Annotated in this window: 25 protein-coding genes; 2 read left to right on the top strand and 23 right to left on the bottom strand. The window is 70.0% G+C overall.

From position 1 onward, the window contains the following. Window positions 1–61 precede the first annotated feature (61 nt). The 3 genes from pyrH to rpsB form a co-directional block, all read right to left on the bottom strand. Window positions 62–832: a UMP kinase gene (pyrH, locus tag ACIBEI_RS30720; protein ID WP_055614582.1), complete on the bottom strand. Its 771-nt coding sequence runs from the start codon at window positions 830–832 to the stop codon at window positions 62–64. Window positions 833–1,030: 198 nt separating this feature from the next. Next, window positions 1,031–1,867, bottom strand: coding sequence for a translation elongation factor Ts (tsf, locus tag ACIBEI_RS30715; RefSeq protein WP_398893457.1), 837 nt, complete (start codon window positions 1,865–1,867; stop codon window positions 1,031–1,033). Window positions 1,868–2,018: 151 nt separating this feature from the next. After that, complete coding sequence (gene rpsB, locus ACIBEI_RS30710; protein WP_189843556.1) at window positions 2,019–2,972, bottom strand: 30S ribosomal protein S2; 954 nt, start codon at window positions 2,970–2,972, stop codon at window positions 2,019–2,021. Window positions 2,973–3,253: 281 nt separating this feature from the next. On the opposite strand from rpsB, the gene ACIBEI_RS30705 reads away from it, so the two are divergent. Beyond that, the gene (locus ACIBEI_RS30705; RefSeq protein ID WP_398893456.1) at window positions 3,254–3,946 is read left to right on the top strand and encodes a murein hydrolase activator EnvC family protein; all 693 of its coding nucleotides are present in this window, start codon (window positions 3,254–3,256) and stop codon (window positions 3,944–3,946) included. 2 nt (window positions 3,947–3,948) lie between these two features. Here ACIBEI_RS30705 and ACIBEI_RS30700 read toward each other — a convergent pair whose 3' ends face one another. From ACIBEI_RS30700 to proS, 19 genes are all read right to left on the bottom strand, one after another. Next, window positions 3,949–4,407, bottom strand: coding sequence for a PPOX class F420-dependent oxidoreductase (locus tag ACIBEI_RS30700; RefSeq protein ID WP_398893455.1), 459 nt, complete (start codon window positions 4,405–4,407; stop codon window positions 3,949–3,951). A gap of 174 nt (window positions 4,408–4,581) precedes the next feature. Then, entirely contained in the window at window positions 4,582–5,139 is a 558-nt protein-coding gene (locus ACIBEI_RS30695; protein WP_190232323.1) for a TetR/AcrR family transcriptional regulator, read from the bottom strand. A 140-nt stretch (window positions 5,140–5,279) separates the two neighbouring features. Continuing rightward, complete coding sequence (gene whiG / locus ACIBEI_RS30690) at window positions 5,280–6,116, bottom strand: RNA polymerase sigma factor WhiG (protein ID WP_269649606.1); 837 nt, start codon at window positions 6,114–6,116, stop codon at window positions 5,280–5,282. 272 nt (window positions 6,117–6,388) lie between these two features. Then, window positions 6,389–7,501: a DNA-processing protein DprA gene (dprA, locus tag ACIBEI_RS30685; protein ID WP_398893496.1), complete on the bottom strand. Its 1,113-nt coding sequence runs from the start codon at window positions 7,499–7,501 to the stop codon at window positions 6,389–6,391. A 149-nt stretch (window positions 7,502–7,650) separates the two neighbouring features. Then, a complete protein-coding gene (locus tag ACIBEI_RS30680; protein ID WP_398893454.1) occupies window positions 7,651–9,276 on the bottom strand; it encodes a YifB family Mg chelatase-like AAA ATPase in 1,626 nt (541 codons plus the stop codon). After that, on the bottom strand, window positions 9,276–9,647 hold the full coding sequence (locus ACIBEI_RS30675; RefSeq protein ID WP_398893453.1) for a YraN family protein: 372 nt from the start codon (window positions 9,645–9,647) through the stop codon (window positions 9,276–9,278). The genes ACIBEI_RS30680 and ACIBEI_RS30675 overlap by 1 nt, the downstream gene beginning before the upstream one ends. Window positions 9,648–9,788: 141 nt before the next feature. Further along, window positions 9,789–10,097, bottom strand: coding sequence for a DUF2469 domain-containing protein (locus ACIBEI_RS30670; protein ID WP_055510545.1), 309 nt, complete (start codon window positions 10,095–10,097; stop codon window positions 9,789–9,791). Between the two features lie 55 nt (window positions 10,098–10,152). Continuing rightward, window positions 10,153–10,638 carry an NUDIX hydrolase gene (locus tag ACIBEI_RS30665; protein ID WP_398893495.1) on the bottom strand — a complete coding sequence of 162 codons (486 nt, stop codon included), beginning with the start codon at window positions 10,636–10,638 and terminating at the stop codon, window positions 10,153–10,155. Between the two features lie 226 nt (window positions 10,639–10,864). Beyond that, the gene (gene lepB, locus ACIBEI_RS30660; protein WP_398893452.1) at window positions 10,865–11,611 is read right to left on the bottom strand and encodes a signal peptidase I; all 747 of its coding nucleotides are present in this window, start codon (window positions 11,609–11,611) and stop codon (window positions 10,865–10,867) included. Between the two features lie 80 nt (window positions 11,612–11,691). Next, entirely contained in the window at window positions 11,692–12,657 is a 966-nt protein-coding gene (lepB, locus tag ACIBEI_RS30655; RefSeq protein ID WP_398893451.1) for a signal peptidase I, read from the bottom strand. Further along, window positions 12,542–13,627: a signal peptidase I gene (gene lepB / locus ACIBEI_RS30650; RefSeq protein ID WP_398893450.1), complete on the bottom strand. Its 1,086-nt coding sequence runs from the start codon at window positions 13,625–13,627 to the stop codon at window positions 12,542–12,544. The genes lepB (ACIBEI_RS30655) and lepB (ACIBEI_RS30650) overlap by 116 nt, the downstream gene beginning before the upstream one ends. Beyond that, window positions 13,620–14,378, bottom strand: coding sequence for a signal peptidase I (lepB, locus tag ACIBEI_RS30645; RefSeq protein WP_398893449.1), 759 nt, complete (start codon window positions 14,376–14,378; stop codon window positions 13,620–13,622). Before lepB (ACIBEI_RS30645) ends, lepB (ACIBEI_RS30650) begins: the two co-directional genes overlap by 8 nt. A gap of 47 nt (window positions 14,379–14,425) precedes the next feature. Then, window positions 14,426–14,776 carry a 50S ribosomal protein L19 gene (rplS, locus tag ACIBEI_RS30640; RefSeq protein ID WP_200395634.1) on the bottom strand — a complete coding sequence of 117 codons (351 nt, stop codon included), beginning with the start codon at window positions 14,774–14,776 and terminating at the stop codon, window positions 14,426–14,428. Between the two features lie 135 nt (window positions 14,777–14,911). Next, the gene (trmD, locus tag ACIBEI_RS30635; protein ID WP_398893494.1) at window positions 14,912–15,733 is read right to left on the bottom strand and encodes a tRNA (guanosine(37)-N1)-methyltransferase TrmD; all 822 of its coding nucleotides are present in this window, start codon (window positions 15,731–15,733) and stop codon (window positions 14,912–14,914) included. Next, the gene (gene rimM / locus ACIBEI_RS30630) at window positions 15,733–16,341 is read right to left on the bottom strand and encodes a ribosome maturation factor RimM (protein ID WP_398893448.1); all 609 of its coding nucleotides are present in this window, start codon (window positions 16,339–16,341) and stop codon (window positions 15,733–15,735) included. The genes trmD and rimM overlap by 1 nt, the downstream gene beginning before the upstream one ends. Before the next feature lie 106 nt (window positions 16,342–16,447). Further along, complete coding sequence (locus ACIBEI_RS30625) at window positions 16,448–16,687, bottom strand: RNA-binding protein (protein ID WP_003973401.1); 240 nt, start codon at window positions 16,685–16,687, stop codon at window positions 16,448–16,450. Window positions 16,688–16,689: 2 nt separating this feature from the next. Continuing rightward, window positions 16,690–17,109, bottom strand: coding sequence for a 30S ribosomal protein S16 (rpsP, locus tag ACIBEI_RS30620; RefSeq protein WP_398893447.1), 420 nt, complete (start codon window positions 17,107–17,109; stop codon window positions 16,690–16,692). A gap of 320 nt (window positions 17,110–17,429) precedes the next feature. Next, complete coding sequence (locus tag ACIBEI_RS30615) at window positions 17,430–18,026, bottom strand: hypothetical protein (RefSeq protein WP_269649597.1); 597 nt, start codon at window positions 18,024–18,026, stop codon at window positions 17,430–17,432. A gap of 260 nt (window positions 18,027–18,286) precedes the next feature. Next, window positions 18,287–19,702, bottom strand: a complete 1,416-nt coding sequence (gene proS / locus ACIBEI_RS30610) for a proline--tRNA ligase (RefSeq protein WP_398893446.1) — start codon at window positions 19,700–19,702, stop codon at window positions 18,287–18,289. A 202-nt stretch (window positions 19,703–19,904) separates the two neighbouring features. On the opposite strand from proS, the gene ACIBEI_RS30605 reads away from it, so the two are divergent. Beyond that, window positions 19,905–20,774, top strand: coding sequence for an SAM-dependent methyltransferase (locus tag ACIBEI_RS30605; RefSeq protein ID WP_398893445.1), 870 nt, complete (start codon window positions 19,905–19,907; stop codon window positions 20,772–20,774). A gap of 357 nt (window positions 20,775–21,131) precedes the next feature. Here ACIBEI_RS30605 and ftsH read toward each other — a convergent pair whose 3' ends face one another. Continuing rightward, window positions 21,132–23,075: an ATP-dependent zinc metalloprotease FtsH gene (gene ftsH, locus ACIBEI_RS30600; protein WP_398893444.1), complete on the bottom strand. Its 1,944-nt coding sequence runs from the start codon at window positions 23,073–23,075 to the stop codon at window positions 21,132–21,134. Window positions 23,076–23,219: the final 144 nt, after the last annotated feature.

Raw genomic sequence — 23,219 nt, 5'->3', positions numbered from 1 at the left:
GGCTGCGTCGCGTCTTATTCCTGCACGGTTCCCGACCGGCAGGACATTGTCCATCCCCCGGTCAGGCCCGACTGCCCTGGTCACCCACGAGCGTGCCGATCTTCTCACCCTTGACGGCCCGCGCGATATTGCCCTCGGCCAGAAGCTCGAAGACGAGGATCGGGAGCTTGTTGTCGCGGCACAGGGTGATCGCGGTCATGTCGGCGACCTTGAGGTCGCGGGTGATGACCTCGCCGTAGCTGAGCGAGTCGAACTTGACCGCTTCGGGGTTGGTCTTCGGGTCGGAGTCGTAGACCCCGTCCACACCGTTCTTGCCCATCAGCAGGGCCTCGGCGTCGATCTCCAGGGCGCGCTGGGCGGCGGTGGTGTCGGTGGAGAAGTACGGCATGCCCATGCCCGCGCCGAAGATGACCACACGGCCCTTCTCCAGGTGCCGCACGGCCCGCAGCGGGATGTACGGCTCGGCGACCTGCCCCATGGTGATGGCGGTCTGCACGCGCGAGTCGATGCCCTCCTTCTCCAGGAAGTCCTGGAGGGCCAGGCAGTTCATGACGGTGCCGAGCATGCCCATGTAGTCGGAGCGGGCCCGGTCCATGCCGCGCTGCTGGAGTTCGGCGCCGCGGAAGAAGTTGCCGCCGCCGATGACGACGGCGATCTGGGCACCGCCGCGAACCACCGCGGCGATCTCCCGGGCCATTTTGTGCACCACGTCGGGGTCGACGCCGAGTGCCCCGCCACCGGCGAAAGCCTCGCCGGAAAGCTTCAGCAGGAAGCGGCCGGCGCCCTTGCCGGTGTCGCTCTTTTCGTCCTTGTCGGCCTTGGTGGTGGTCATGGAGATCTCGCCTCTTCTACGTGTCCCACATACAAAGGAGGCCATTGCCGGTGGGGTGTCGGTAGCAACCCATGCGCGGCAATGGCCTCCTCGTCAGATCTGCTGTCGACCGTCACGCATGCGCGTGGCGGCATACGCAACCAAGACGGACGACTGCTGTCGACCCTATCGGGGTCGCGCGTCGATCGCGGTACGGACTCAGATGCCGACCTTGATGCGTACGAAACGCTTCAGGGTGACACCGGCCTCGTCCAGGATCTTCTGGACGGACTTCTTCTGGTCGAGCGCGTACGGCTGACCGAGAAGGGTGGCTTCCTTGAAGAAGCCGTTGACGCGACCCTCGACGATCTTCGGGAGGGCGGCCTCGGGCTTGCCCTCGGCGCGGGTGGTCTCCTCGGCGACGCGACGCTCGGACTCGACGACGTCGGCCGGAACGTCCTCACGGGAGAGGTACTTCGGCGCGAAGGCGGCGATGTGCTGCGCGATGCCCTTGGCGAGGTCGGCGTCGGCCTTGTCCAGCTCGACCAGGACACCGATCTGCGGGGGCAGGTCGGGCATGGTGCGGTGCATGTACGCGCCCACGTACGCGCCGGAGAACTGCGCGAAGCGGTCCAGGACGATCTTCTCGCCCAGGTTGGCGTTGGCCTCGTCGACGTACGCCTGGACCGTCTTGCCGGCCTCGATCTCGGACGCGAGCAGCGCCTCGATGTCGGCCGGGGAGGTCTTGGTGACGTGCTCGGCGATCGTGTTGGCGACGGCCTGGAACCTCTCGCCCTTGGCGACGAAGTCCGTCTCGCACTTCAGCTCGACCAGGACGCCGGAGGTGTTGTCCTCGGCGATGATGGAGACCACGGCGCCGTTCTCGGCGGAGCGGCCCTCGCGCTTGGCGACGCCCTTCTGGCCCTTGATGCGCAGCGCCTCGACGGCCTTGTCGACGTTGCCGTCGGCCTCGTCGAGCGCCTTCTTGCAGTCCATCATGCCGGCGCCGGTGAGCTCGCGGAGCTTCTTGACGTCAGCGGCGGTGTAGTTCGCCATGATCTGTGAATCTCTTCTCGGAGTTCGAAGTCTCGAAGTCGGCGTCCGCCGCTGATCGGGCGGGCGTCCACCGAAGATCTACGGGCTGGGGGTGAACGGCGGGCGGCGCCTTCGGCACCGCCCGCCGTCACTCAACCGTGACGCTGGTTCGTCAGGCCTGCTCGGCCTCGGCCGGCTTCTCGGCCTCGGCAGCGGCGGGGACCTCGGCGACGGGAGCCTCGGCAGCGGCCGGAGCCTCGGCCTCGGCGGCCGCGGGGGCCTCCTCGGCGGCGGGGGCCTCAGCAGCAGGCGCCTCGGCGGGAGCCTCGGCGGTGGTCTCGTCGGCCTTCTTCTCGCCACCCTCAAGCAGGTCGCGCTCCCAGGCGGCGAGCGGCTCGCCCGCGGCCTTGTCACCCTCGGCGGCCTTGCCGGCACCGGAACGGGAGATGAGGCCCTCGGCGACCGCGTCGGCGATCACGCGGGTGAGCAGGGTGACGGAGCGGATCGCGTCGTCGTTGCCCGGGATCTTGTAGTCGACCTCGTCGGGGTCGCAGTTCGTGTCGAGGATGGCGACGACCGGGATGTTGAGCTTCCGGGCCTCGCCGACCGCGATGTGCTCCTTCTTGGTGTCCACGATCCAGACGGCGCTGGGAACCTTGGACATCTCGCGGATACCACCGAGGGTCTTCTCCAGCTTGGCCTTCTCGCGCGAGAGCACGAGAAGCTCCTTCTTGGTGAGACCGGACGCGGCGACGTCCTCGAAGTCGATCTGCTCAAGCTCCTTGAGGCGCTGCAGACGCTTGTAGACGGTGGAGAAGTTGGTGAGCATGCCGCCCAGCCAGCGCTGGTTGACGTAGGGCATGCCGACGCGGGTGGCCTGCTCGGCGATGGCCTCCTGCGCCTGCTTCTTCGTACCGACGAACATGACCGTGCCGCCGTGGGCGACGGTCTCCTTGACGAACTCGTAGGCGCGGTCGATGTACGACAGCGACTGGAGCAGGTCGATGATGTAGATGCCGTTGCGCTCCGTGAAGATGAATCGCTTCATCTTCGGGTTCCAACGACGGGTCTGGTGACCGAAGTGGACGCCGCTTTCCAGCAGCTCCCGCATCGTGACGACGGCCATGGCCGTTCTCCTTGAGTTTCTCGGTTGTGCCGCGCGTGCCGGACGGCACTCGCGCCTGACGCCCGCGATGCGCCTTGCCGCTAGGGACCGAGAGGCGCTGACACCGGCTGTTTGAGGGCCTGGTGTCGGGGCGTGCGAAGTCGACCCGGTGACCCGGATCGCCACAAGAAGTGTACGGGACCCGCGAGGTGCCGGGTGACGCCGCTGTCCACAACCGGCCGGTACTCCACAGATCCTGGCCATGATCCACTTTTTTCCGTCGCGCACGGGACCGTTCTCGCATGCGAGAAGACCGATCGATGCGTACGTGGCTGACGCTGCTGCCGGCCCTGATGGTGGCCGCCGTGCTCGCCGCGGGTGCTGCCCTCCCCTCGGCGACCGCCCTCGACGGCGATCCCGGCGGTGGCCCTGGCGGCGGTCCCGTCAGCGGTCCCGGCGGCAGTTCGCCACCGTCTCCGCCCGCCGTCCCGTCCCCACCCGCCGACACACCGGTGCCCGCGGTCGGCCGCGCCTGGCCGGTGGGCCTGCGTCCATCGGTGATACGCGGCTGGGAACCCCCGGCCACCACCTACGGCCGGGGCCACCGCGGGGTCGACCTCACCGCGGCCGCCGGCGCCCCGGTCCGCGCCGTGGCTCCCGGCCGTGTCTCCTTCGCGGGCCGGGTCGCGGGCCGCGGAGTCGTCTCGGTGGAACTGAACGGCACGGGCGACCCACCCCTGCGCACGACCTACGAGCCGGTGCGGGCGACGGTGAAGAAGGGCGCGGAGGTGTCGGCGGGCGAGGTGATCGGCGTACTGGAACCGACGGGGTCGCACTGTCCGGCGCCCTGCCTGCACTGGGGACTGCGCCGGGCCGACACCTACCTGGACCCCCTGTCCCTGCTCCCGCCGTGGCTGCTCGGCCGGGGTCCGTCACGGCTGCTGCCGGTCATCGGAGTGCCCGAGTCCGAGGTACGGACCGTGTCCTGGCCCTAGCCCTAGTCCTGGCCCTGGCTCGGGTCCGGCCGGCCACTCGGCGGCACCTCATGGACCGACCGCCGCGACGGGTACCACTCCGCGCCCACCGGACGGCCCGCCATGTTCCAGCTCCAGGAGACGGTCGGCGTGATGCGCGTATAGAGCCCCGGGCCGACCATCCCCACACGCTCGACGGGTTCTTCGGCGGTGCCGTAGACCCGGACGCCTCGCGCGATGAACGGATCGAGGGACACGAGATCGTCGATGACGAGAGCCACCTCGTGGCGGCCGGCCCGGATGTTGCGGAACTTACGCGTCCCGGCGACGGACGAGCCGCTGCCGCCGACCCAGAAGTGCGTGCCGTCGTACTCGAAGGCGAGCGGGACCACATCGGGCTGCCGGCCGTCGGGAGACAGCGTCGCGACACGGGCGAGCGGCTGTGACCGCATGTAGGCGATCTCTTCATCGGTGAACGACATGACAGCCTCCGGGCCTACGTTTCGAAAGAGGGCGCCGCCCTCCCACACCAGAGGGAAGGGCTCCTCCGCTCCCATACGAACGGCATCCCACCGAATCGACACCGACCGACACACCCGAGAGGTACCTCGACCAGCAAACACCGAGAGACACCGTCCGTCCGACGCCGGATGGGCTCAGCCCTGGACGCCCCGCAGGGCCATCGCCACCGCGGCATCGGTGATCACAACGGGATCCTCGGCCGCACCGATCTCGATCCTGCGCACGGCCGCGTCCACGATTCCCTGGAGGAGCATCGCGGCCATCCGGGGCTGCTCGTGCCCGATGTCCCGCAGCGCCTCCACGATCATCGCGACGAGTCCCCCGTGAGCCGCGCGGATCTTCTCGCGCGCGCCCGCGTCCAGCTCGCTCGCGGAGATCGCCACGACGGCCCGGTGACGCCGGTCGCCGACGAGGCCGAGCTGCTGGCGGACGTACGCCTCGACCTTGCCCTCGGGTGTCCCGGCCAGCGCCATAGCCGCCTCGACCTCGGCCGCCCATACCGGGAAGTCGACCTCGCAGAGCTCTTCGACGACGGCCGCACGCGACCGGAAGTACTCGTACACGGAGGACCGCGCCAGACCCGTCCGCTCGGCGAGTGCCGGGAACGTCAGCGCCTCCGTCCCGCCCTCGGACAGCAGTGACCGTGCCGCGTCCAGCAGGGCGGCTCGCTGCATCGACCGGTGCTCGGCCACGGAGGCCGCTCGAATCCTTGGCACGCTCCCACTTTACGGATGCCCCGCCCAAGAGGGGAGACTCTCGCCCGTCAGGGCCTGATCCTTGGCTCCCCGGCCGAAAGAAGTCCCACTTCAGAGGCGTTGCCGAGGAAACGAGGTCAGCGACCGAAACTCGCCAGCTTGGCGCGCAGCTGGAGGACGGATTTGGTGTGGATCTGACTGACCCGGCTCTCCGTCACACCGAGGACATTGCCGATCTCGGCGAGCGTGAGCCCCTCGTAGTAGTAGAGCGTCACGACGGTCTTCTCGCGCTCGGGCAGCGTGTTGATGGCACGTGCCAGGAAGCGCCGCAGTTCCCGGTCCTCGGCGACCTCCACGGGGTTGTCGGCCGCAGTGTCCTCAAGGGTGTCCATCAGGCTCAGCCGGTCGCCGCCCTCGCCGCCGACATGCAGCAGCTCCTCCAGGGCCACCACGTTCGCCAGCGACAACTGGCTGAACACCGCATGCAGTTCGTCGACCGGGATGCCCATCTCGCCGGCCACCTCGCACTCCGACGGCGTACGCCGCAGCCGTGCCTCCAGCGTCGCGTAGGCCCGCTCGACGTTGCGCGCCTTCTGCCGCACGGACCGCGGGATCCAGTCCAGTGCCCTCAGCTCGTCGATCATCGCGCCCCGGATCCGTGTGATCGCGTACGTCTCGAACTTGATCTCCCGCTCGATGTCGAACTTCTCGATGGCGTCGATCAGCCCGAACACACCCGACGAGACGAAGTCCGCCTGCTCCACGTTGGGCGGCAGCCCCACACTCACCCGGCCGGCGACGTACTTCACCAGCGGCGAGTAGTGCAGGATCAGCTGCTCGCGCAGTCGCTCGTCGCCCGTGGTCTTGTACGACCTCCACAACTCGTCGAGCGTCGAGGGGGCGGGCGGCCGCACGCCGCCGCGGGCAGCGGGGGGAACAGCCGCCCGGTCAGACCCGGAGGTGTGCTGGGGCATTCGTCGCCTTGTGCCGTTCTGCCGTGAACTGGGGGTGCCTGAGTGAGCTGTCGGTCTGATGTCGAGTTGCCTGTCTGAGTCGGAATCCTCGTGAGCGTAGCGTGACTGGGGCGTCGCAGTGTGCGAAGGCCGAGGGATCCACCGTGCGCAGATACGTTCCGCTGGGCGCCCCTCAGGGGCACGACCGTCGCCGTGCGTAATCACCGTGGAGCGCCAACTACGGGAACTGCCAAGGGTTTCGGGTGGTCGCCCGGACGGCCGAACACTCTCGGTCAGCATCGCCCCCGATCCGTGTCGACGGAGATAGTGGCCTGGCGTGTCAACTTCCAGCCGTCGCCGTGTCGTTCGACGAACCCAAGTGAGCGGAGTTCGTACAGTCTCGCGACCGCGTCGTCGGCCGTCGTGCCGGCGCCCCTGGCGGTGTCCTGCGGCGATGCGGTCCCGTGGGCCGGCAGGGCGGCCAGCACACGGGCGGCGGCGGGGTCGAGGAGGTCGCGCGGCAGCACCGGCCCACGCCGGTCCGGCGCCAGCTCGCCCATGTCGCCGACCAGCTCCGCCACTTCCGCGGCGTCCGTGACCAGCGCCGCGTCCCCGCGCAGCAGTTCGTGCACCCCCGCCGAGAGCGCGCTGGTGGCCGGGCCCGGTACCCCTATCGCGTACCGGCCCAACCGCTGAGCGGACCGGGCGGTGACAAGTGCGCCGCTCCGGTACGCCGCCTCGACGACCACCGTGCCGCGGGTCAACGCCGCGATGACCCTGTTGCGCAGGATGAACCTGCTCGGTGTCGGATGGTCGCCGGGCGGCAACTCACCCACCACCAGTCCCTGTTCGGCGATACGGGTGATCAGCTGTGTGTGCCCGCGCGGGTAGGGCCGGTCGACCCCGCAGGCGAGTACGGCGACGGTGGCCCCGCCCGCGCCAAGCGCACCGCGGTGTGTCGCGCCGTCCACCCCGTAGGCACCCCCGGACACCACGACCCACCCCCGCTCGGCGAGCCCGGCGCCGAGCACGGAGGCCATGTGCGCGCCGTACTCGGTGCAGGCCCGCGCGCCCACCACCGCGACCGAGCGCAGCGCCCATATCCGCAGGCTGGGCCGCCCTCGCACCCACAGACCGGTGGGCCGCGCGTCCCCGAGGTCGTCCAGCTGTGCGGGCCATTCGGCGTCCCCCGGGCATACGAACCGCGTCCCGGTGTCCCGTGCCACGGCGAGGTCCCGCTGCGGGTCCGCCCACTCGGCCCGGGCCCTCAGCCCCGCCCATCGCTTGTCCGTGACACCCGGCAGTTGCTGCCCGCCTCCGGTGAGCCGCCGGACCACCTCCGCGGCCCCGATCTCGCGCAGCCACCGTCCGCAGACCTCGTCCCCCGGTTCGACGACGCGCGCCAGGAAGACCCGGTGGAGCCGCTCGTCGTCCCCACCATCCCTGCCGTCCCCGCCGACCCCACCGCCCCTGTGATCTCTACTGTCCCTGCCATCCCCTCCACTCCCGCTGCCCCCGCTGCCCTCAGTGCCCCTGATGCCCCTGGTGCCCCCGCTCACGTCAACGCCCCGATCGCCATGGGCACCCCCCGAGGGACCCCGGTGCGCAGTTGCAGGGCGAGGGTGACGTCCGTCGCGTCGGGCCGGTCGTGTCCCACCAGGTCCGCGACGGTCCAGGCGACGCGCAGGACACGGTCGAGACCACGCGCGGTGAGCACACCGCGCTCCAGACTGCGCTCGGCGTCGTCCATGGCTCCCGGGGAGGCGTACCAACGGCTGCGCAGCTCACGCCCCGGTACCTCGCTGTTGGTCCGCCAGGGAGTGTCCGTCAGCCGCGCCGCGGCCCGCTCCCTGGCTTCCCGCACCCGGTCGGCGACCGTCTCGGTGGATTCGCCCCGCGCGCCCCGCTCCGTGAGCTCGGAACGGGTGACGCGGTCCACCTCGACCCGCAGATCGACCCGGTCGAGCAGCGGTCCGGAGAGCCGTGCCTGGTAGCGGCGGATCGCGGAGGACGGGCACTCGCACAGGCTGTCCCGCTGCGAGAAGCGGCCACAGGGGCATGGGTTCGCCGCGAGCACCATGAGAAAGCGGGCCGGGAAGCGCACGACTCCGGCGCTGCGCGCGATCACGACATGCCCCGATTCCAAGGGCTGGCGCAGGGCGTCGAGAGCGTGGCTGCTGAACTCGGGAGTCTCGTCGAGGAAGAGCACTCCCCGGTGGGAGAGCGACACCGCGCCCGGCCGTGCGATTCCCTGACCGCCTCCGACGAGCGCCTGCATGGTCGCCGAGTGGTGCGGTGCGCAGTAGGGCGCGACGTCTACCAGGGGTTTGCCCGGTGGCAGCAGGCCCGCGACCGAGTGGACGGCCGTGACCTCCAGGGACTCGCCGCGGGTGAGCCTCGGCAGGATGGCCGGGAGTCGCTCGGCGAGCATCGTCTTGCCCGCCCCCGGTGGGCCTTCGAGGAACAGGTGGTGTCCGCCGGCCGCGGCGACCTCCACCGCGGTCCGTGCCGAGTGCTGGCCGACGACGTCGGCGAGGTCGTGTCCGTGGTCGTGCTGCATGGCGCCCATGCTGTGCATGCCCGTGGCCGCGCCCGTCCCCGGCATGCGCAGGCCCGCGAGCAGCGGATCCGGGCGGCCCTGCTCGTCGGGCTCCTCGTCGGGCACCGGTTCGTCCGTGAGGACGGCGATCAGCTGCCGGAGGCTGCGGACGCCGAGCACGGACACCCCGGGCACCAGCGAGGCCTCGGCGGCAGCGCACTCCGGGACCACCACCTGCTCGTATCCCGCGTCCGCGGCGGCAAGCACGGCCGGCAGCACACCCCGGACGGGCCGGACCCGCCCGTCCAGGCCCAGCTCGCCGATCATGACGATGTCGGAGAGCACCCGTGGGTCGATGCGCTCGGAGGCCCCCAGCGCCGCACAGGCGATCGCGAGGTCGAATCCGCTGCCGCTCTTGGGCACCGAGGCCGGGCTGAGGCCCACCGTGAGCTTCTTCTGCGGCCACTCGCCGCCGGAGTTGACCACGGCCGCCCGCACCCGGTCCTTGCTCTCCGTCAGGCTCTTGTCGGGCAGGCCGACCAGGGTGAACGCCGCGACCCCGGGCTCCAGGTCCGCCTGGACCTCGACCACGACGCCCTCCACACCGACGAGGGCCACCGAGCACGTACGCGCGAATCCCATCAGGCCACCCCCCGCACGTGCTCCACGACGGCGGCGCCGCGGTCGGGCAGCAGGACGCCGACGACGTCGATGCGGACGCCGCCGGGTGGGGCTCCTCCGTGTTCCTGCAGCCAGCGCTCGGCGAGGCCGCGCAGCCGCTGCGCCTTGACGGGGGTGACGGCGGCCATCGGGTGCTCGAAGGTTCCCGTACGACGGGTCTTGACCTCGCAGACGACCAGTGCGTCGCCGTCCCGGGCCACGATGTCGATCTCGCCGGTCCTGCCCGAGCGCCAGTTGCGCTGCAGGACCGTCATGCCCGACTCGGTCAGCCGCCGTGCGGCCAGATCCTCGCCGTACTTTCCCAGTGCGTTGCGTGCCTTGGACGTCTTCATGTGGGCACCACCTCCGGCACCCACACTGAGCCCGCCGCCACCAACTAGTGGATCTTGGTGGACGACCACTCGGTTGTGGACAACTCAGTCACCCACACGAGTGGCCGTACCCACCTCCGGCCGCTCGGCGACCGTGATCCCTCAACTGCTCGGCAGTTCGAGATCGCTCTTGTTCAGCTCCTCGATGTTCACGTCCTTGAACGTGAGGACGCGTACCTGCTTCACGAACCGAGCGGGCCGGTACATGTCCCACACCCAGGCGTCCGCCATGGACACCTCGAAAAACACCTCGCCCTGGACCGAGTGCACCTGCATCTCGTAGTCGTTGGTGAGGTAGAAGCGCCGTTCGGTCTCGATCACGTATTTGAACAGACCGACGACATCGCGGTACTCCCGGTAGAGCTTCAGCTCCATCTCGGTCTCGTACTTCTCGAGGTCCTCGGCGCTCATGGCATGTTCCCCTTCAGCCGTGCGTCCCCCTATTGTGCGCCAGCCCCGCGAGCCCCTAGACGATTTCCGTGTCGAGGGTCTCGGGACCGGCCGGGGGCCCTTCGTCGAGCAGCCTGCGCAGCAGCTCGGCGAGTCTGGTCGGATACACCGTCTCATGTGCCTGGTTAAGTTCCTGGCACGTCCACCAGCGCGCTCCGGCGACACTGCGCCGTTCCAGCTCGGTCAGACCCGTGGCCTCGGGCACCACTTCTCGCGTATCCGCCGTCCGGGCCAGGTAGTACCACTCCTCCTGGTCCCAGCGGCGCCCCGCGAACGGGAACGAACAGGTCCGCCGCCACAGCACCGGGCCCAGCTCGACCTCGGTGATGCCGGTCTCCTCCACGAGTTCCCTGCGGGCCGCCTCTTCCCGCGTCTCGTCGCCCTCCACGCCGCCGCCCGGTGTGAACCACCAGTCGTCGGACGGGTCCTCGGGTTCGTGGCCGTGGAGCAGCAGGATGCGGTCCTGCGGGTCGAGCAGCACCACCCGGGCGACCTTCCGCAGCTCCCCGAGTTCATCGGGCCCGGGGACCGGCCGCTGTCCCGCGCTTCCGGACTCGACGGCCGACGGCTCGCCCCTGTCTACGGACTCGGCAGCGGACGGCCCGCCTGTGCTTCCGGTCCCGGGAACCGGCTGTTCGCCCCGGCTTCCGGACTCGGCGGCCGACGGCTCGCCCCCGCTTTCGGAATCCGCGGCCGAGGCCGGCCGCTCGCCCGCTCCCTGCGGCGTCTCAGCCTGCAAGGGCCTGCTCCCTCGTCCCCGTGCGGTTGCGCCGGCGCTCCGCCCGCTTGGCGATGGGACCGTACGCCCCGCCGCCGAGGACGAGTACCGCGCCGACCACGATCGCCGTGAGGACCAGGCGCAGCGGCCCCGGCTCGGAGATGGCGCCGAGGGTCTCGAAGTTGGTGGGCCTGGCCAGCATGCCGTTCATGGGCCAGGCCACGGCGTCGACGCGGGCGTCCACCGCGCCGCGCGGCACCGTGCCGCTGCCGGCCTCCGTGAGGTGGGCGGTGGAGTCGAGGGAGCCGCTGCGTTCGTCGCCGAGCAGGAAGAGCCTGCCCTCGGGGACCTTGATGGCCGGGATCGTGGTGGCCTCGGCCGCGCTGCCCTTGGGGAGATACGGTTCGTCGATCTTCTTGCCGTTGACGGTCAGCTTGTTCTGCGTGCAGCAGGCGACGGTGTCCCCGCCCACCGCGACGACACGCTTGACCATGGGCATGTTGCCCCAGCTGGCCTGCTTGAAGACGACGACGTCACCGCGTTCGACGTCGGAGCCGTCGATCCGCTCGGCGAGCACCCGGTCGCCGGCCGTGATGGTCGGCGACATCGAGTCCGTCGGCACGGTGTAGGGCTGGTAGACGATCGCACCCCAGGCGAAACCGCCGAGGAAGAGCACACAGCCGAGGGCCATGGCGAATCCCGACAGCTTGCTGCCGAGCCGTCCGTGGCCCTCGTCCGTACGACTTGTCCCGCTCATCCCAGTGCTCCCCCAACTCGGAGAATCGACCCCGCGGCCCAGGTGCGGGCCGCGGAAGATCGGCGATCTGGGACGGCACCCTACCCGGCGGTACCCGGCCCAGAAACCCTGGTGTTCCCGACGGTGAGACGGCGCCTGCGCCACAGCACCAGCGGCACCGCGCCCGCGAGCCCGAGCGCGCCCGGAGCGGCGGCACTGAGGTTCTGGTCGAAAGTGTCCGGCACCGGCAGCGTCGACCAGCGGGTGGGCGGCCAGGCTACGACGATGGCGCGGCCCACGACGTTGTCCACGGGCACGAAGCCCTTGTACTTGTCCTGCTGGTGGTAGCGGGAGTCCAGCGAGTTCTGCCGGTGGTCACCCATGACCCAGATTTTGCCTTCGGGCACCTTCACCTTGAACTGGCCGCCGAGATCGTCCACGGTGCACGGCGTGTTCCCCGGGTACACGTAGGAAGTCTCGTTGAGCGCCTTGCCGTTGACCTTCAGCGGGCCGGTGCCCTTGCACTCGACCGTGTCGCCGGCGACCCCGATGACGCGCTTGATGAGGTCCTTCTCCTCGGCGGACGGCATCAGGCCGATCCAACTGAGGCCCTTCTGGATCGCGTTCGGGTTCGGGGTCGGCTCGCCGGCCAGCCACTTGGCGGGGTCGTGGAAGACGACGACCTCGCCGCGCTCGGGCTTCGAGCCGAACCACGGGGTCAGCTTGTCGACCAGGACGCGGTCACCCTGCTGGAGGGTGTTCTGCATCGAGTCCGAGGGGATCGAGAACGCCTGCACCAGGAAGGTCTTGATCAGCAGCGCGAGAACCAGCGCGATGCCGATGAGCAGCGGGAGTTCCTTCCAGAAGGACCGCGGTTTCTTCGGCTGCGGAGCGGCGCCGTCGCCGTCCCGCGCCTCTCTGCCTCCATCACCACCGGAGTCACCACCGTTGTCACCGCCGGCGGTCACGTCGTCCTCTGTTGCCGGGGGGACCGACTCTTCGGGTCGTTCCGGTCGCTCCTCGGGGCCCTCGTGTCCGGACCGTGCGCCGACCGCCAAATCCCCCACATCCACTCCTCACTCCGTGCCGCCGCCTGCGACGAATGCGACGCAGGCCCACCACTCCCATAACGAGCGGGAGTTCCGCAGGGGTCGGGAGCGGGATCAATCCGTATCGATCCGCGGTGGCCACCCTATGCGACGCGCCGAGCACAACGCCCGCCCCACCGGGCGCGTCGGGCACGGAGGCGTACGTTTCCGGCTCGTTGAGCTGGGTCCAGTGACCGATGGGCCAGGCGATGACCATGGCGCGGCCCACGACGTCCTCGGAGATGGTGCCGTTGTACTTCTCGGTGCGGTGATAGCGGGAGTCGGCGGAGTTGGAGCGGTGGTCGCCCATGACCCACAGGCGCCCCTCGGGCACCTTGACCTCGAAGTTGAGCGAGGAGGGTTTGTCGCCGGGGTTGATGTAGGGCTCGTTGAGCGGCATGCCGTTGACGGTCACGCGGCCCTGGGTGTCACAGCACTTGACGGTGTCGCCGCCGACCGCGACGACCCGCTTGATCAGGTCCCGTTCGTTGTCGGAGGGCAGCAGGCCGATGAAGGTCAGCACCTCCTTGACCTGCTTGACGACGATGGGGTCGTCCGCCTTCGCCACCGGCTGTTCGTCCTCCAGCCAGCCGCCGGGGTCCTTGAACACGACGACGTCGCCGCGCTCGGGCTTCGAGCCGAACCACGGCGTGAGCTTGTCGACCAGGACGCGGTCGCCGATCCGGATCGTCTGCTCCATGGAGCCCGACGGGATCACGAAGGCCTGAACGAGGAACGTCTTCAGTACGAGCGCTATGAGCAGGGCGACCCCTATCAGAAGGGGTATCTCCTTGATCGCCGAGCGCTGTCTGCGCCGCTTCACCCTGCGGGCGAGCTTGCGTCGCTCGGCCCGGCCGGGCATGACGGGGCCGCCGGTACGCCGGGTACCGGTGGGCAGGAGGTCCTCGGCGGCGCTGTGGGCGCTGCGGGGCTTGCCGCGGTTACCCATGGACACCGTCCGCGGTGCTCGGCCCGCTCGACGCCGGGGCGCCGGCCCCTGTGGCGGCGGGCACGCGCGCGTAGCCGTCGACGCGCTCCAGGCCGGTCCAGTGGCCGAGGGGCCAGGCGATCCAGTCGGCTCTGCCGATCACGTCGTCGACCGGGATCATGCCGCCGCCCGGGGAGCCCAGGTGGTCGCGGGAGTCGCTGGAGTCACCGCGGTGGTCACCGAGGACGAACAGGGTGCCGTCGGGCACCGCGACGTCGAAGGACACCTCTGACGGCTTGTCGCCCGGGAACAGAAACGTCGACTCGTCGACCGACCGGCCGTTCACCTCGATCCTCCCCTGCCTGTCGCAGCAGACCACATGGTCTCCCCCCACGCCGACGACACGTTTGATGTAGTCGGCGTCGCCGAAGTAACCGGTGCCGTCGAACACGACGACGTCACCGCGCCTCGGCTCAGCACCGAAACGGTACGCCAACTTATTTACGAGAACGCGGTCCCCGATCCTCAATCCGGGCTCCATCGAGCCACTGGGAATCTCGAACGGCTGGATTACGAAGCGGCTGAGCAGCAGCAGAAAAAACAGACAGAACAGCACGGTCAGGGTGATCCGGCCACCGGGCAGCCGGTCCGCGGCCCGGTCCACCAACGCGAAACGCGACCGTTCCTCCGTCGCCCCTGTGTCCGAGATCTCCTCGGATCCGGCGGGGTGGGAGGAGCGGTCGCGCTCCGTGTGCTGTGCTTCGGCGTCCATCGGGGCCAGATGCTATCCGGCCCTCATACGGAGCCCGGCGCGAGTGCTCAGTTGTCGCGCTTCTCCTTGATCTTCGCGGCCTTGCCGCGCAGGTCACGGAGGTAGTAGAGCTTCGCGCGACGCACGTCACCGCGGGTGACGAGCTCGATCTTCTCGACGATCGGGGTGTGCACCGGGAAGGTGCGCTCGACGCCGACGGAGAACGAGACCTTGCGGACCGTGAAGGTCTCGCGGACACCGGCGCCCTGGCGACGGATGACTACGCCCTTGAACTGCTGCACACGGGAGCGGTTGCCCTCGATGACGCGGACGTGGACGTTGACGGTGTCACCCGGGCGGAAGGCCGGGACGTCGCTGCGCAGCGACGCTGCGTCGACTGAGTCGAGCAGGTGAGACATGATCGTCTGCTTTCTTCGCCGATGCCACAGGTCATCAACGGAAGTCGGTGTTCCATAAGGGAGGCCGTGCGGGTCGGGGCGGGCGTCGTGTCCCCCTGTGGCAGGGGCGCACGCCGGACGACGTACAGCAGCCGCCTATTCTTCCACGGCCTCTGGCCTGCGCCAAAATCGGCCGTCGGGACCGGGCTGCCAGCCGAGGATCGAGAGCATTTCGCGGTCCTTCTTGTCGAAGGCCGCGGGGTCGCAACGCTCGATGAGGTCCGGCCTGTTGGCGGTCGTGCGCTTCAGTGCCTCGTCCCGCCGCCAGCGGGCGATCTTCCCGTGGTGGCCGCTGAGCAGCACGTCCGGGATCCCGCGGCCGCGCCACTGGGGCGGCTTCGTGTAGACGGGCCCCTCCAGGAGGTTGGCCATGGCTCCGGGCGCGAAGGAGTCGTCCCGGTGCGACTCGGCGTTGCCGAGGACACCGGGCAGCAGCCGGGCCACGGCCTCCGTGACGACCAGGACGGCCGCCTCGCCGCCGGCCAGCACGTAGTCGCCGATGGACACCTCGTAGACGGGCATACGGGTCGCGTACTCGTCGATGACACGCCGGTCGATGCCCTCGTAGCGGGCGGGGGTGAAGACCAGCCAGGGGCGCTCGGAGAGCTCGACGGCCAGCTCCTGATCGAACGGACGCCCGCTGGGTGTCGGGACCACCAGGACGGGCCCGTGGGAGCCCGTCTCGTAGCCGTCCGAGAGGACGGAGTCCAGCGCGTCGCCCCAGGGGTCGGTCTTCATGACCATGCCGGGGCCGCCGCCGTACGGGGTGTCGTCGACCGTGTTGTGCCGGTCGTACGTCCACTCCCGCAGATCATGCACGTGCACATTCAGCTGTCCACGCGCGCGTGCCTTGCCGACGAGCGAGACGTTCAGGGGTTCCAGGTACTCGGGGAAGATCGTGAGGACGTCGAGCCGCATCACGCCTCGTCTCCCGCGGAGGCGTTTTCGGCGTCCCTGGAGGTGTTCTCGTCATCCCCGGAGGAGTTCTCGTCATCCCTGGAGGAGGCGATCTCCGCCCGGTCGTCGATCAGTCCCGGCGGCGGGTCGATGACCGCCCGCTGCTTCTCCAGGTCGATCTCGACGACGATCTCCTCGACGAACGGGATCAGCACCTCGGTCCCGTCGGCCCGCTCGACCACGAAGAGGTCCTGCGAGGGGAGGTGCGAGATCTCGGTGATCCGTCCGACCTCGGTACCGTCCTCAAGGACGACGTCCAGGTCCATGAGCTGGTGGTCGTAGTACTCATCCGGGTCCTCGGGCTTGTGGTCCGGGTCGACCTCGGCGATCAGCAGGGTGTTGCGCAGCGCCTCGGCGCCGTTGCGGTCGCGTACGCCCTCGAAGCGCAGCAGGAGGCGGCCGCTGTGCACCCGCCCCGTCTCGATGGTCAGCGGACCGGCCGAGGCGGGGTCCGTGGCCAGGACGGCACCGGGCGCGAGCCTCAGCTCCGGCTCGTCGGTACGTACCTCGACGGTGACCTCGCCCTTGATGCCATGGGCGCGGCCCACCCGCGCGACTACCAGCTGCACTTGCCTGATCTCCTGTCGTGTGGCTACGGCATGGCCGCGTGAGACGACTACGGGCCGGGGACGGCCCAATGGCCCTCCCCGGCCCGAGCCGGTGCTGCGTATTACGTCAGCGGACGTGGTCCACGTCGACGAGGTCGACACGGACGCCGCGGCCGCCGATGGCGCCCACGACGGTGCGCAGGGCGCGTGCGGTGCGGCCGTTGCGGCCGATCACCTTACCGAGGTCGTCGGGGTGCACCCGGACCTCGAGAACGCGTCCGCGACGCAGGTTGCGCGAGGCGACCTGCACATCGTCCGGGTTGTCGACGATGCCCTTCACGAGGTGCTCGAGAGCCTCCTCGAGCATGCTCAGGCCTCGGTCGACGCGGACTCGGCGGAAGCCTCGTCCTTCTTCTCAGCCTTCTTCTTCTGGGTGATGGCCTCACCCTTGCCCTCGTCTTCGCCGCCCAGGGCGTCGAACGACGGGCGCGCGGCCTTCGGCTCGGCCACGAGCAGCGGCGCCGGGGCGGGCTCGCCCTTGTACTTCTGCCAGTCGCCGGTCAGCTTGAGAATGGCGAGAACGGGCTCGGTCGGCTGCGCGCCGACACCCAGCCAGTACTGCGCACGCTCGGAGTCGACCTCGATGCGCGAGGGGTTCTGCACCGGGTGGTACAGACCGATCTCCTCGATGGCCCGGCCATCACGGCGGGTACGGGAGTCGGCGACGACGATGCGGTAGTGAGGCGAACGGATCTTGCCCAGACGCTTCAGCTTGATCTTGACTGCCACTGGAGTGGTGTCTCCTGGTCTTGACGTGGTTGGGCACGACGAAATTGCCGCGTGGGGTTGCGGTACCCGAGTGCCCGATGGACGCGTCAGCCGGAGGAGAGAGGGGTCCTGTGCGGCTGTCGAGTACAGCTGGCCATTCTGCCACACCCTGACCGGGGCCTCGACCCGGGCAGCGCATGACCGGCCCGCGGCACGATCGGGCCCCACGCGGGTGTCGCCGTCGAGGTGGGCCGCTGCGCAATCCGGCACCCACGAGATGCCACTGCGCTCTCCCGCACACCCCGGCGGCACGACGGCCCGCCGCTACGACGACTGTCCGCTCACCCCGCTGCGGCGCCGACCACCTCCGGGATACGGAACGGCTTCCCGCACCCTCCGCACACGATCGGCGCCTGGGCGAGGACCGACGGGACGACGCGGACGTTGCGCCCGCAGTCGCACACGGCCTTCACGCGCACGCCTCCTCCGGAGGAGCCGTGCCGGGCGGCCGGGCCCCGGAAGCTGCGGGCCGTGTCCGCGGCGGTCGCGACCGTGTGCGCCTTGAGGGCGCGCTGCAGCCGCTCGATCGTCGGGCGGTAGCGCCGCTTCGCCTCGGGGTTGAGCGTGACCAGCGAGAAGCCACTGCTGGGATGCGGCTCCTCGGGGTGGTCCAGGCCCAGCTCCTCGGCGATCGCGAGGAATCTGCGGTTGTGGTACCGGCCGGCGCGCGAGGTGTCTCGGACACCTCGGGCGGCGGCGATGCCGTGGACTGCTTCGTGAAGCAGTCGCTCGAAGGAGAGCTCGTGCCCGCAGGCGGACGACGACTCTCCGATCAGGGACTCTGGCGCGGCAAGATCGGGCAGCTCGGTGTGGTGCCGCTGAATGTCGGCCCACGCCCCTGCCAGCTCTGCGGCGAGAACAGGTGGTGTCGTGCTCACGTAATGACAACGAGCCGGGGTGCCTCTGTGTTCCTATTCCGGGGCATCCCAAATAATTTGCACGTACCCGTCAGTTGCCGCTGATGCGTCCTGACGAGGGCGGGTGCGCTGATCTGCGGAGAAGCCTCACAGTTCACACCTAGCCGGTACGTAGTGACTCGTACGCCCCGGCCTGTAGACGGCGTCCGCGCGCCGGGGCACCTGCGGTCATCAGATGCGCAAGAGGCGTTTCGGTCCTTCTCGCAGCGGAATGCCGGGGCTCAGTAGGCGCGGGCCACGACGGCGACGTTACCGGGTGCGTCGTCACTCCCGGGCACCGACCCGTCTTCCGCGACCAGACAGCGTACGGTCACCGCGTGCGCCGCGAGTTCGGCCTCGCCCTCTTCGCCCAGGGTGGCCCAGGGGATGCGCGCCCAGCCGCCGGCGACGGCGGCCTCGATCGCCTCCCCGATCGTCGACACCTCGGACGTCCGGGACACCCGCCGCTCGCGCGACTGCGCCAGCAACAGGGCCTGGTCCTCCTCGAGAACGGAGGGCAGCAGCCGTACGAGGGAGTCGATCGCCACCGGCTCCTTTCCGCCGTGGATGCGGCGGGCCAGCATCGCGGTGCCGTTCTCCAGGTCACGGGGGCCGACCTCGATACGTACGGGCACGCCCTTGAGTTCCCAGTCGACGGCGCGGCGGCCGAACGGGGTGTCCGTGCGGTCGTCGACCCGGACGCGCACGCCCGCCGCCTTCAGCCGGTCGCCGATCTCGTGGACCTTGGCCAGAACCGCATTGTCGCCCTTGATGGCGAGGACCACGGCCTGTACGGGGGCGAGGCGCGGCGGCACCCGCAACCCACTGTCATCGCCGTGCGACATGATCAGGCCACCCACCATGCGGGTCGAGGACCCCCAGGAGGTCTGCCAGACCAGCTCCTGCCGGCCGTCCCTGGACAGGTACCGGGTGTTGAAGGCCTTGGCGAAGTTCTGGCCCAACTCATGGCTGGTGCCCATCTGCAGGGCCTTGCCGTCGCCCATCATCGCTTCGAGCGTGAGGGTGTTGACGGCTCCCGCGAACCGCTCACTCGGCGTCTTCCGCCCCAGCACCACGTCGATGCCCAGGACGTTCACCATGAAGTCGGCGTACACCTTCTCGTGGATGTGCGCGGCGTGGTCCCGGGCTTCCTCGTACGTGGCGTGGGCCGTGTGTCCCTCCTGCCACAGGAATTCCGTCGTACGGAGGAACACGCGCGGGCGCATCTCCCAACGGACCACGTTCGCCCACTGGTTGATCAGCAGCGGGAGGTCGCGGTAGCTCTGGACCCACTTGGAGAAGTAGTCGTTGACGATCGTCTCGGAGGTGGGGCGGACGACGACCGGCTCCTCCAGCTCCTTGCCGCCGGCGTGGGTGACGACGGCGAGCTCGGGCGCGAAGCCCTCGACGTGCTCGGCCTCTTTGGTCAGGTACGACTGCGGGATGAAGAGCGGGAAGTACGCGTTCTGGGCACCCGCCTCCTTGATCCGGGCGTCCATCTCCTGCTGCATCCGCTCCCACAGCCCGTAGCCGTACGGCCGGATGACCATCGTGCCGCGCACCGGACCGTTGTCGGCCAGCTCGGCCTTGCTGATCAGGTCCTGGTACCAGCGCGGGAAATCGTCCGCGCGAGGCGTGAGAACAGGTGCCTTTGCCATGGCGCGATGGTACGGGCACATGTTGCCGGTATGTGAATTTTTACGGCGCGCGCCGGTGGCACACAAACCGGGGTCCGTAACCCCTGGACGCCACGACGAGCGCGGAGTTTCCTGGCATACGGGGGCGGAGTGCGCGCGCACTGCACGGGGGCGGAGAAACGGGGCACGAAGAAGCAACTCTCGGCGGATTGGGGCGCTTTCGATGACACCTACGCTCGTGCGGCATCACCTACCTCACGCGGGCACTGTGCCCCGGGTGGATCCGTGGGCACGCGCGCGTGACTGGGCCGAGATTCAGGAGCGGATGCTCGTCCCGCTCTACGAGGCCGTGTACCAGCGGCTCGAAGTGGGCTCTGCCACCCGGTTGTTGGGGCTCGGCTGCGGATCCGGGCTCGCACTGCTCATGGCGGCCTCCCGAGGTGCCGGGGTCACCGGTGTCGATGCCGGTGCGCCCGAGCGGCTGGCTCTCGCGCGGGAGCGGTTACTGCCCGCGGCGTGGGGCACGCGTGCGCGTGCCGGGACTCGGCTGGTGGACGGTGACCCGGCGGACCTCGCGTCCGACGCGGGTGGCCCGGGGCCGTCCGCGTACAACCTGGTGACAGCCTTCGAGCCGATCGGGTGTGTGGGCGGGGACTCCGAAGGGCTGGGTGAGTTGCTGGCGGGGGCGCGTCCGCTTGTGGGGCGGGGGGTTCCTGTGGTGATCGCGGGGTGGGGGCCGCCGGAGCGGTGCGCGACCGCCTCGGTGCTGCGGGTCGCCACCAAGCTGGCGGATCCGCTTCGGGGGGCCGGGAGTTGGCGGCCCGCCCTTCGGGACGATCTGGAGGAGGTCGCTCAGCGTGCCGGGCTTCGGCCCGACGGGTCGGGGCGGGTTGCCTGTCCCTTCGGGTACGCCGATGTGGACAACGCGGTGCGGGGGCTGCTGTCCACGGGGCTGTTCGATGCCGCCGTCGCCGCCACGGATCAGGCTCAGGTCGACAAGGAGCTCCGCGAGGCCCTGCATCCGCACAGGCGTCGTGACGGCACGGTGTGGATGCCGAACATCTTCCGCTACCTGATCGCCCGCACACCCTGACCCGAACGTCCCTCGCCCCCGCCGCCCCTACCCGTCCCATCCCAGGGGGCTCCGCCCCCGGACCCCCGCATCGCGCTCCGCGCTCGTCCTCAAACGCCGGACAGGCTGGGTGGGGTGGAGCTGGCGGGGTGGGTGGGCTGACCGTGAGTGGGTGGGGAAATCGGCCTGGCGGCCTCGTCCTCAATCGCCGGACAGGCTGGAAGCAGGGGCGCAGCCCCGCTTTCCAGGGGCGCGGGGAACTGCGCGACCAGCCACAGGCGACCCGCACCCGACACTCGACAACCGGGGGTTCGGGGGCGGAGCCCTCGAGTAAGTGACGGGAATGGGTAAGGGCGGCGGGGGCGAGGGAAGTGGGGCTCAGTCGTCCTTCGTCAGGCGGGTGATGCCCGCGATCCGGTACGCGTCCGTCTCCTCCAGCGTCTCGTTCTCCAGGAGCGCCGTCGCGAGGGCGTCCAGTTGGGGGCGGTGGGCGCGAAGCTTGCCGCACGCCTCCTCGTAGCACTCGTCCACGATCCGCCGCATCTCGTGCTCGATCGTGTCGAGGGTCTCGGGCGCGGCGGAGAGCCCGTACGCCTGCTGGGCATCGCCCGGCAACGCCGAGAGGCGGCCGACCCGTTGGCTCATGCCCCAGCGCGCGACCATGCCCCGGGCGATATTGGTGACCTGCTCCAGGTCGTTCTCGGCACCGGTGGTGACCACGTCGAAGACGACATGCTCCGCCGCCATGCCACCCAGCGCCCCGATGATCCGCCCACGCAGATACTCCTCCGTGTACGCGTACCGATCGGCGTCAGGGGTGGAGAGCGTGACCCCCAGCGCCCGCCCGCGCGGCACGATGGTGACCTTGCGGACCGGATCGGCGCCCGGCTGCAGCATGCCGAGGAGGGCGTGCCCGCTCTCGTGGTAGGCGGTGCGCCGCCGCTCCTCCTCGGGCATCACCAGCGGCCGCTCCGCACCCAACTGCACCTTCTCCAGTGCCTCGGAGAGGTCGCTCCGGGTGACCTGGGACTGCTTGCGCTTCACGGCCAGCAGCGCCCCCTCGTTCGCGAGGTTGGCCAGCTCCGCACCGGTCATGCCCGGCGTCGTACGGGCGATCTGGCCGAGGTCGACGTCCGGCGCCAGCGGGATCTCCCGGGTGTGGATCTCCAGGATCGCCTCGCGGCCGGCCCGGTCGGGAGGCGAGACGTTGACGACCCGGTCGAAGCGGCCGGGCCGGGTCAGCGCGGGGTCCAGGACGTCGGCCCGGTTGGTCGCCGCGATGACGATCACGCCCTCGGAGCCGGAGAAGCCGTCCATCTCGGTGAGGATCTGGTTCAGGGTCTGCTCGCGCTCGTCATGGCCGCCCATGCCGGAACCGGCGCCCCGCGCCCGCCCGATGGTGTCGATCTCGTCGATGAAGATGATCGAAGGAGCCACCTTGCGGGCCTCCGCGAACAACTCCCGTACGCGCGAGGCGCCGACGCCCACGATCATCTCGATGAACTCCGAGGCGGAGGCCGAGAAGAACGGCACGCCCGCCTCCCCCGCGACGGCCCGCGCGAGCAGCGTCTTGCCCGTCCCGGGCGCGCCCGCGAGCAACACCCCGCGCGGCATCTTCGCGCCCATCCTGCGATAGGCGTCCGGGTTCTTCAGGAAGTCGACCACGTCGTTGAGCTCGCCCTCGACCTCGTCGATACCGGCCACGTCCGCGAACGTCGTGCGCTCGGCGCCGGGCTGCAGTTCGACCGGCTTGGGCGGCGCCTTGCGGCCGAGCATGCCGCCGGCGCCGCCGAGGCCCGTCCTCATCCGCCGGGCGATGAAGATCCACAGGACGACCAGCAGCAGCATCGGTGCCAGCGAGATCAGCAGGTTCGACAGGAGGCTGCGCTGCTGGACCACCGGCTCGGCCGTCACGGTGACGTCGTGCTTGTCCAGCTGTTCCCAGAGCTGGTCGTCGGCGAAGACCGGGCGCTGGGTCTTGAACTTGGTGTACTTCCCGTCGCCCCCGGGGTTGTCCTGAGCCTTCTTGAGCTGGCCCTGGATGGCGTCGCCCTTGGAGTAGATCTTGGTGACGTTGCCGTCGTCGATCTGCTTGCTGAACTCCGTGTACGAGATCGTCGGTTCGTCGCCCTCGTTGAAGAAGGACAGCCCGACGTAGGCGACGAGGAAAACGAACAGGGCGGTGAGGGCCAGGCTCCACCAGCCGCCGCGCATCCGCCTCCCACCACCGGGCGACGGCTTCGGCGACTCCTCCTCCGGAGTGCCCTCGGAGCGCCACGGCCGGTCGGGGGCCTTGCGCGGCGGCACAGGGTTGCTGCTCATATCCGGACGTTACGACACGAAGGCCGCCCCAGCATGCGCGCAGCGGGCCGGCAGCGACCACCGAGGCCGGAGGCCTGATGCCCGGCACCCGGCACCCGGCACCCGGCACCCGGCACCCGGCACCCAACGAGGCTGGGGGCGCCC

Origin of the sequence: Streptomyces sp. NPDC050988 (assembly GCF_044456225.1) — a bacterium.
Classification (GTDB): Bacteria; Actinomycetota; Actinomycetes; order Streptomycetales; family Streptomycetaceae; genus Streptomyces.
This window is presented reverse-complemented; position numbering and strand designations above follow the sequence as displayed.

Coding starts and splice junctions, on each gene's coding strand:
- ACIBEI_RS30625 (WP_003973401.1), bottom strand. CDS start 16,687: ATGCTCGAGGAGGCTCTCGAGCACCTCGTGAAGGGCATCGTCGACAAC.
- whiG (WP_269649606.1), bottom strand. CDS start 6,116: ATGCCCCAGCACACCTCCGGGTCTGACCGGGCGGCTGTTCCCCCCGCT.
- lepB (WP_398893450.1), bottom strand. CDS start 13,627: ATGGGTAACCGCGGCAAGCCCCGCAGCGCCCACAGCGCCGCCGAGGAC.
- rpsB (WP_189843556.1), bottom strand. CDS start 2,972: ATGGCCGTCGTCACGATGCGGGAGCTGCTGGAAAGCGGCGTCCACTTC.
- ACIBEI_RS30680 (WP_398893454.1), bottom strand. CDS start 9,276: ATGGGATTCGCGCGTACGTGCTCGGTGGCCCTCGTCGGTGTGGAGGGC.
- ACIBEI_RS30700 (WP_398893455.1), bottom strand. CDS start 4,407: ATGTCGTTCACCGATGAAGAGATCGCCTACATGCGGTCACAGCCGCTC.
- trmD (WP_398893494.1), bottom strand. CDS start 15,733: ATGCGGCTCGACGTCCTCACGATCTTCCCCGAGTACCTGGAACCCCTG.
- rplS (WP_200395634.1), bottom strand. CDS start 14,776: ATGTCTCACCTGCTCGACTCAGTCGACGCAGCGTCGCTGCGCAGCGAC.
- ACIBEI_RS30605 (WP_398893445.1), top strand. CDS start 19,905: ATGACACCTACGCTCGTGCGGCATCACCTACCTCACGCGGGCACTGTG.
- ftsH (WP_398893444.1), bottom strand. CDS start 23,075: ATGAGCAGCAACCCTGTGCCGCCGCGCAAGGCCCCCGACCGGCCGTGG.
- ACIBEI_RS30670 (WP_055510545.1), bottom strand. CDS start 10,097: ATGAGCGCCGAGGACCTCGAGAAGTACGAGACCGAGATGGAGCTGAAG.
- lepB (WP_398893452.1), bottom strand. CDS start 11,611: ATGAGCGGGACAAGTCGTACGGACGAGGGCCACGGACGGCTCGGCAGC.
- pyrH (WP_055614582.1), bottom strand. CDS start 832: ATGACCACCACCAAGGCCGACAAGGACGAAAAGAGCGACACCGGCAAG.
- tsf (WP_398893457.1), bottom strand. CDS start 1,867: ATGGCGAACTACACCGCCGCTGACGTCAAGAAGCTCCGCGAGCTCACC.
- proS (WP_398893446.1), bottom strand. CDS start 19,702: ATGGCAAAGGCACCTGTTCTCACGCCTCGCGCGGACGATTTCCCGCGC.
- ACIBEI_RS30675 (WP_398893453.1), bottom strand. CDS start 9,647: ATGAAGACGTCCAAGGCACGCAACGCACTGGGAAAGTACGGCGAGGAT.
- ACIBEI_RS30705 (WP_398893456.1), top strand. CDS start 3,254: ATGCGAGAAGACCGATCGATGCGTACGTGGCTGACGCTGCTGCCGGCC.
- lepB (WP_398893449.1), bottom strand. CDS start 14,378: ATGGACGCCGAAGCACAGCACACGGAGCGCGACCGCTCCTCCCACCCC.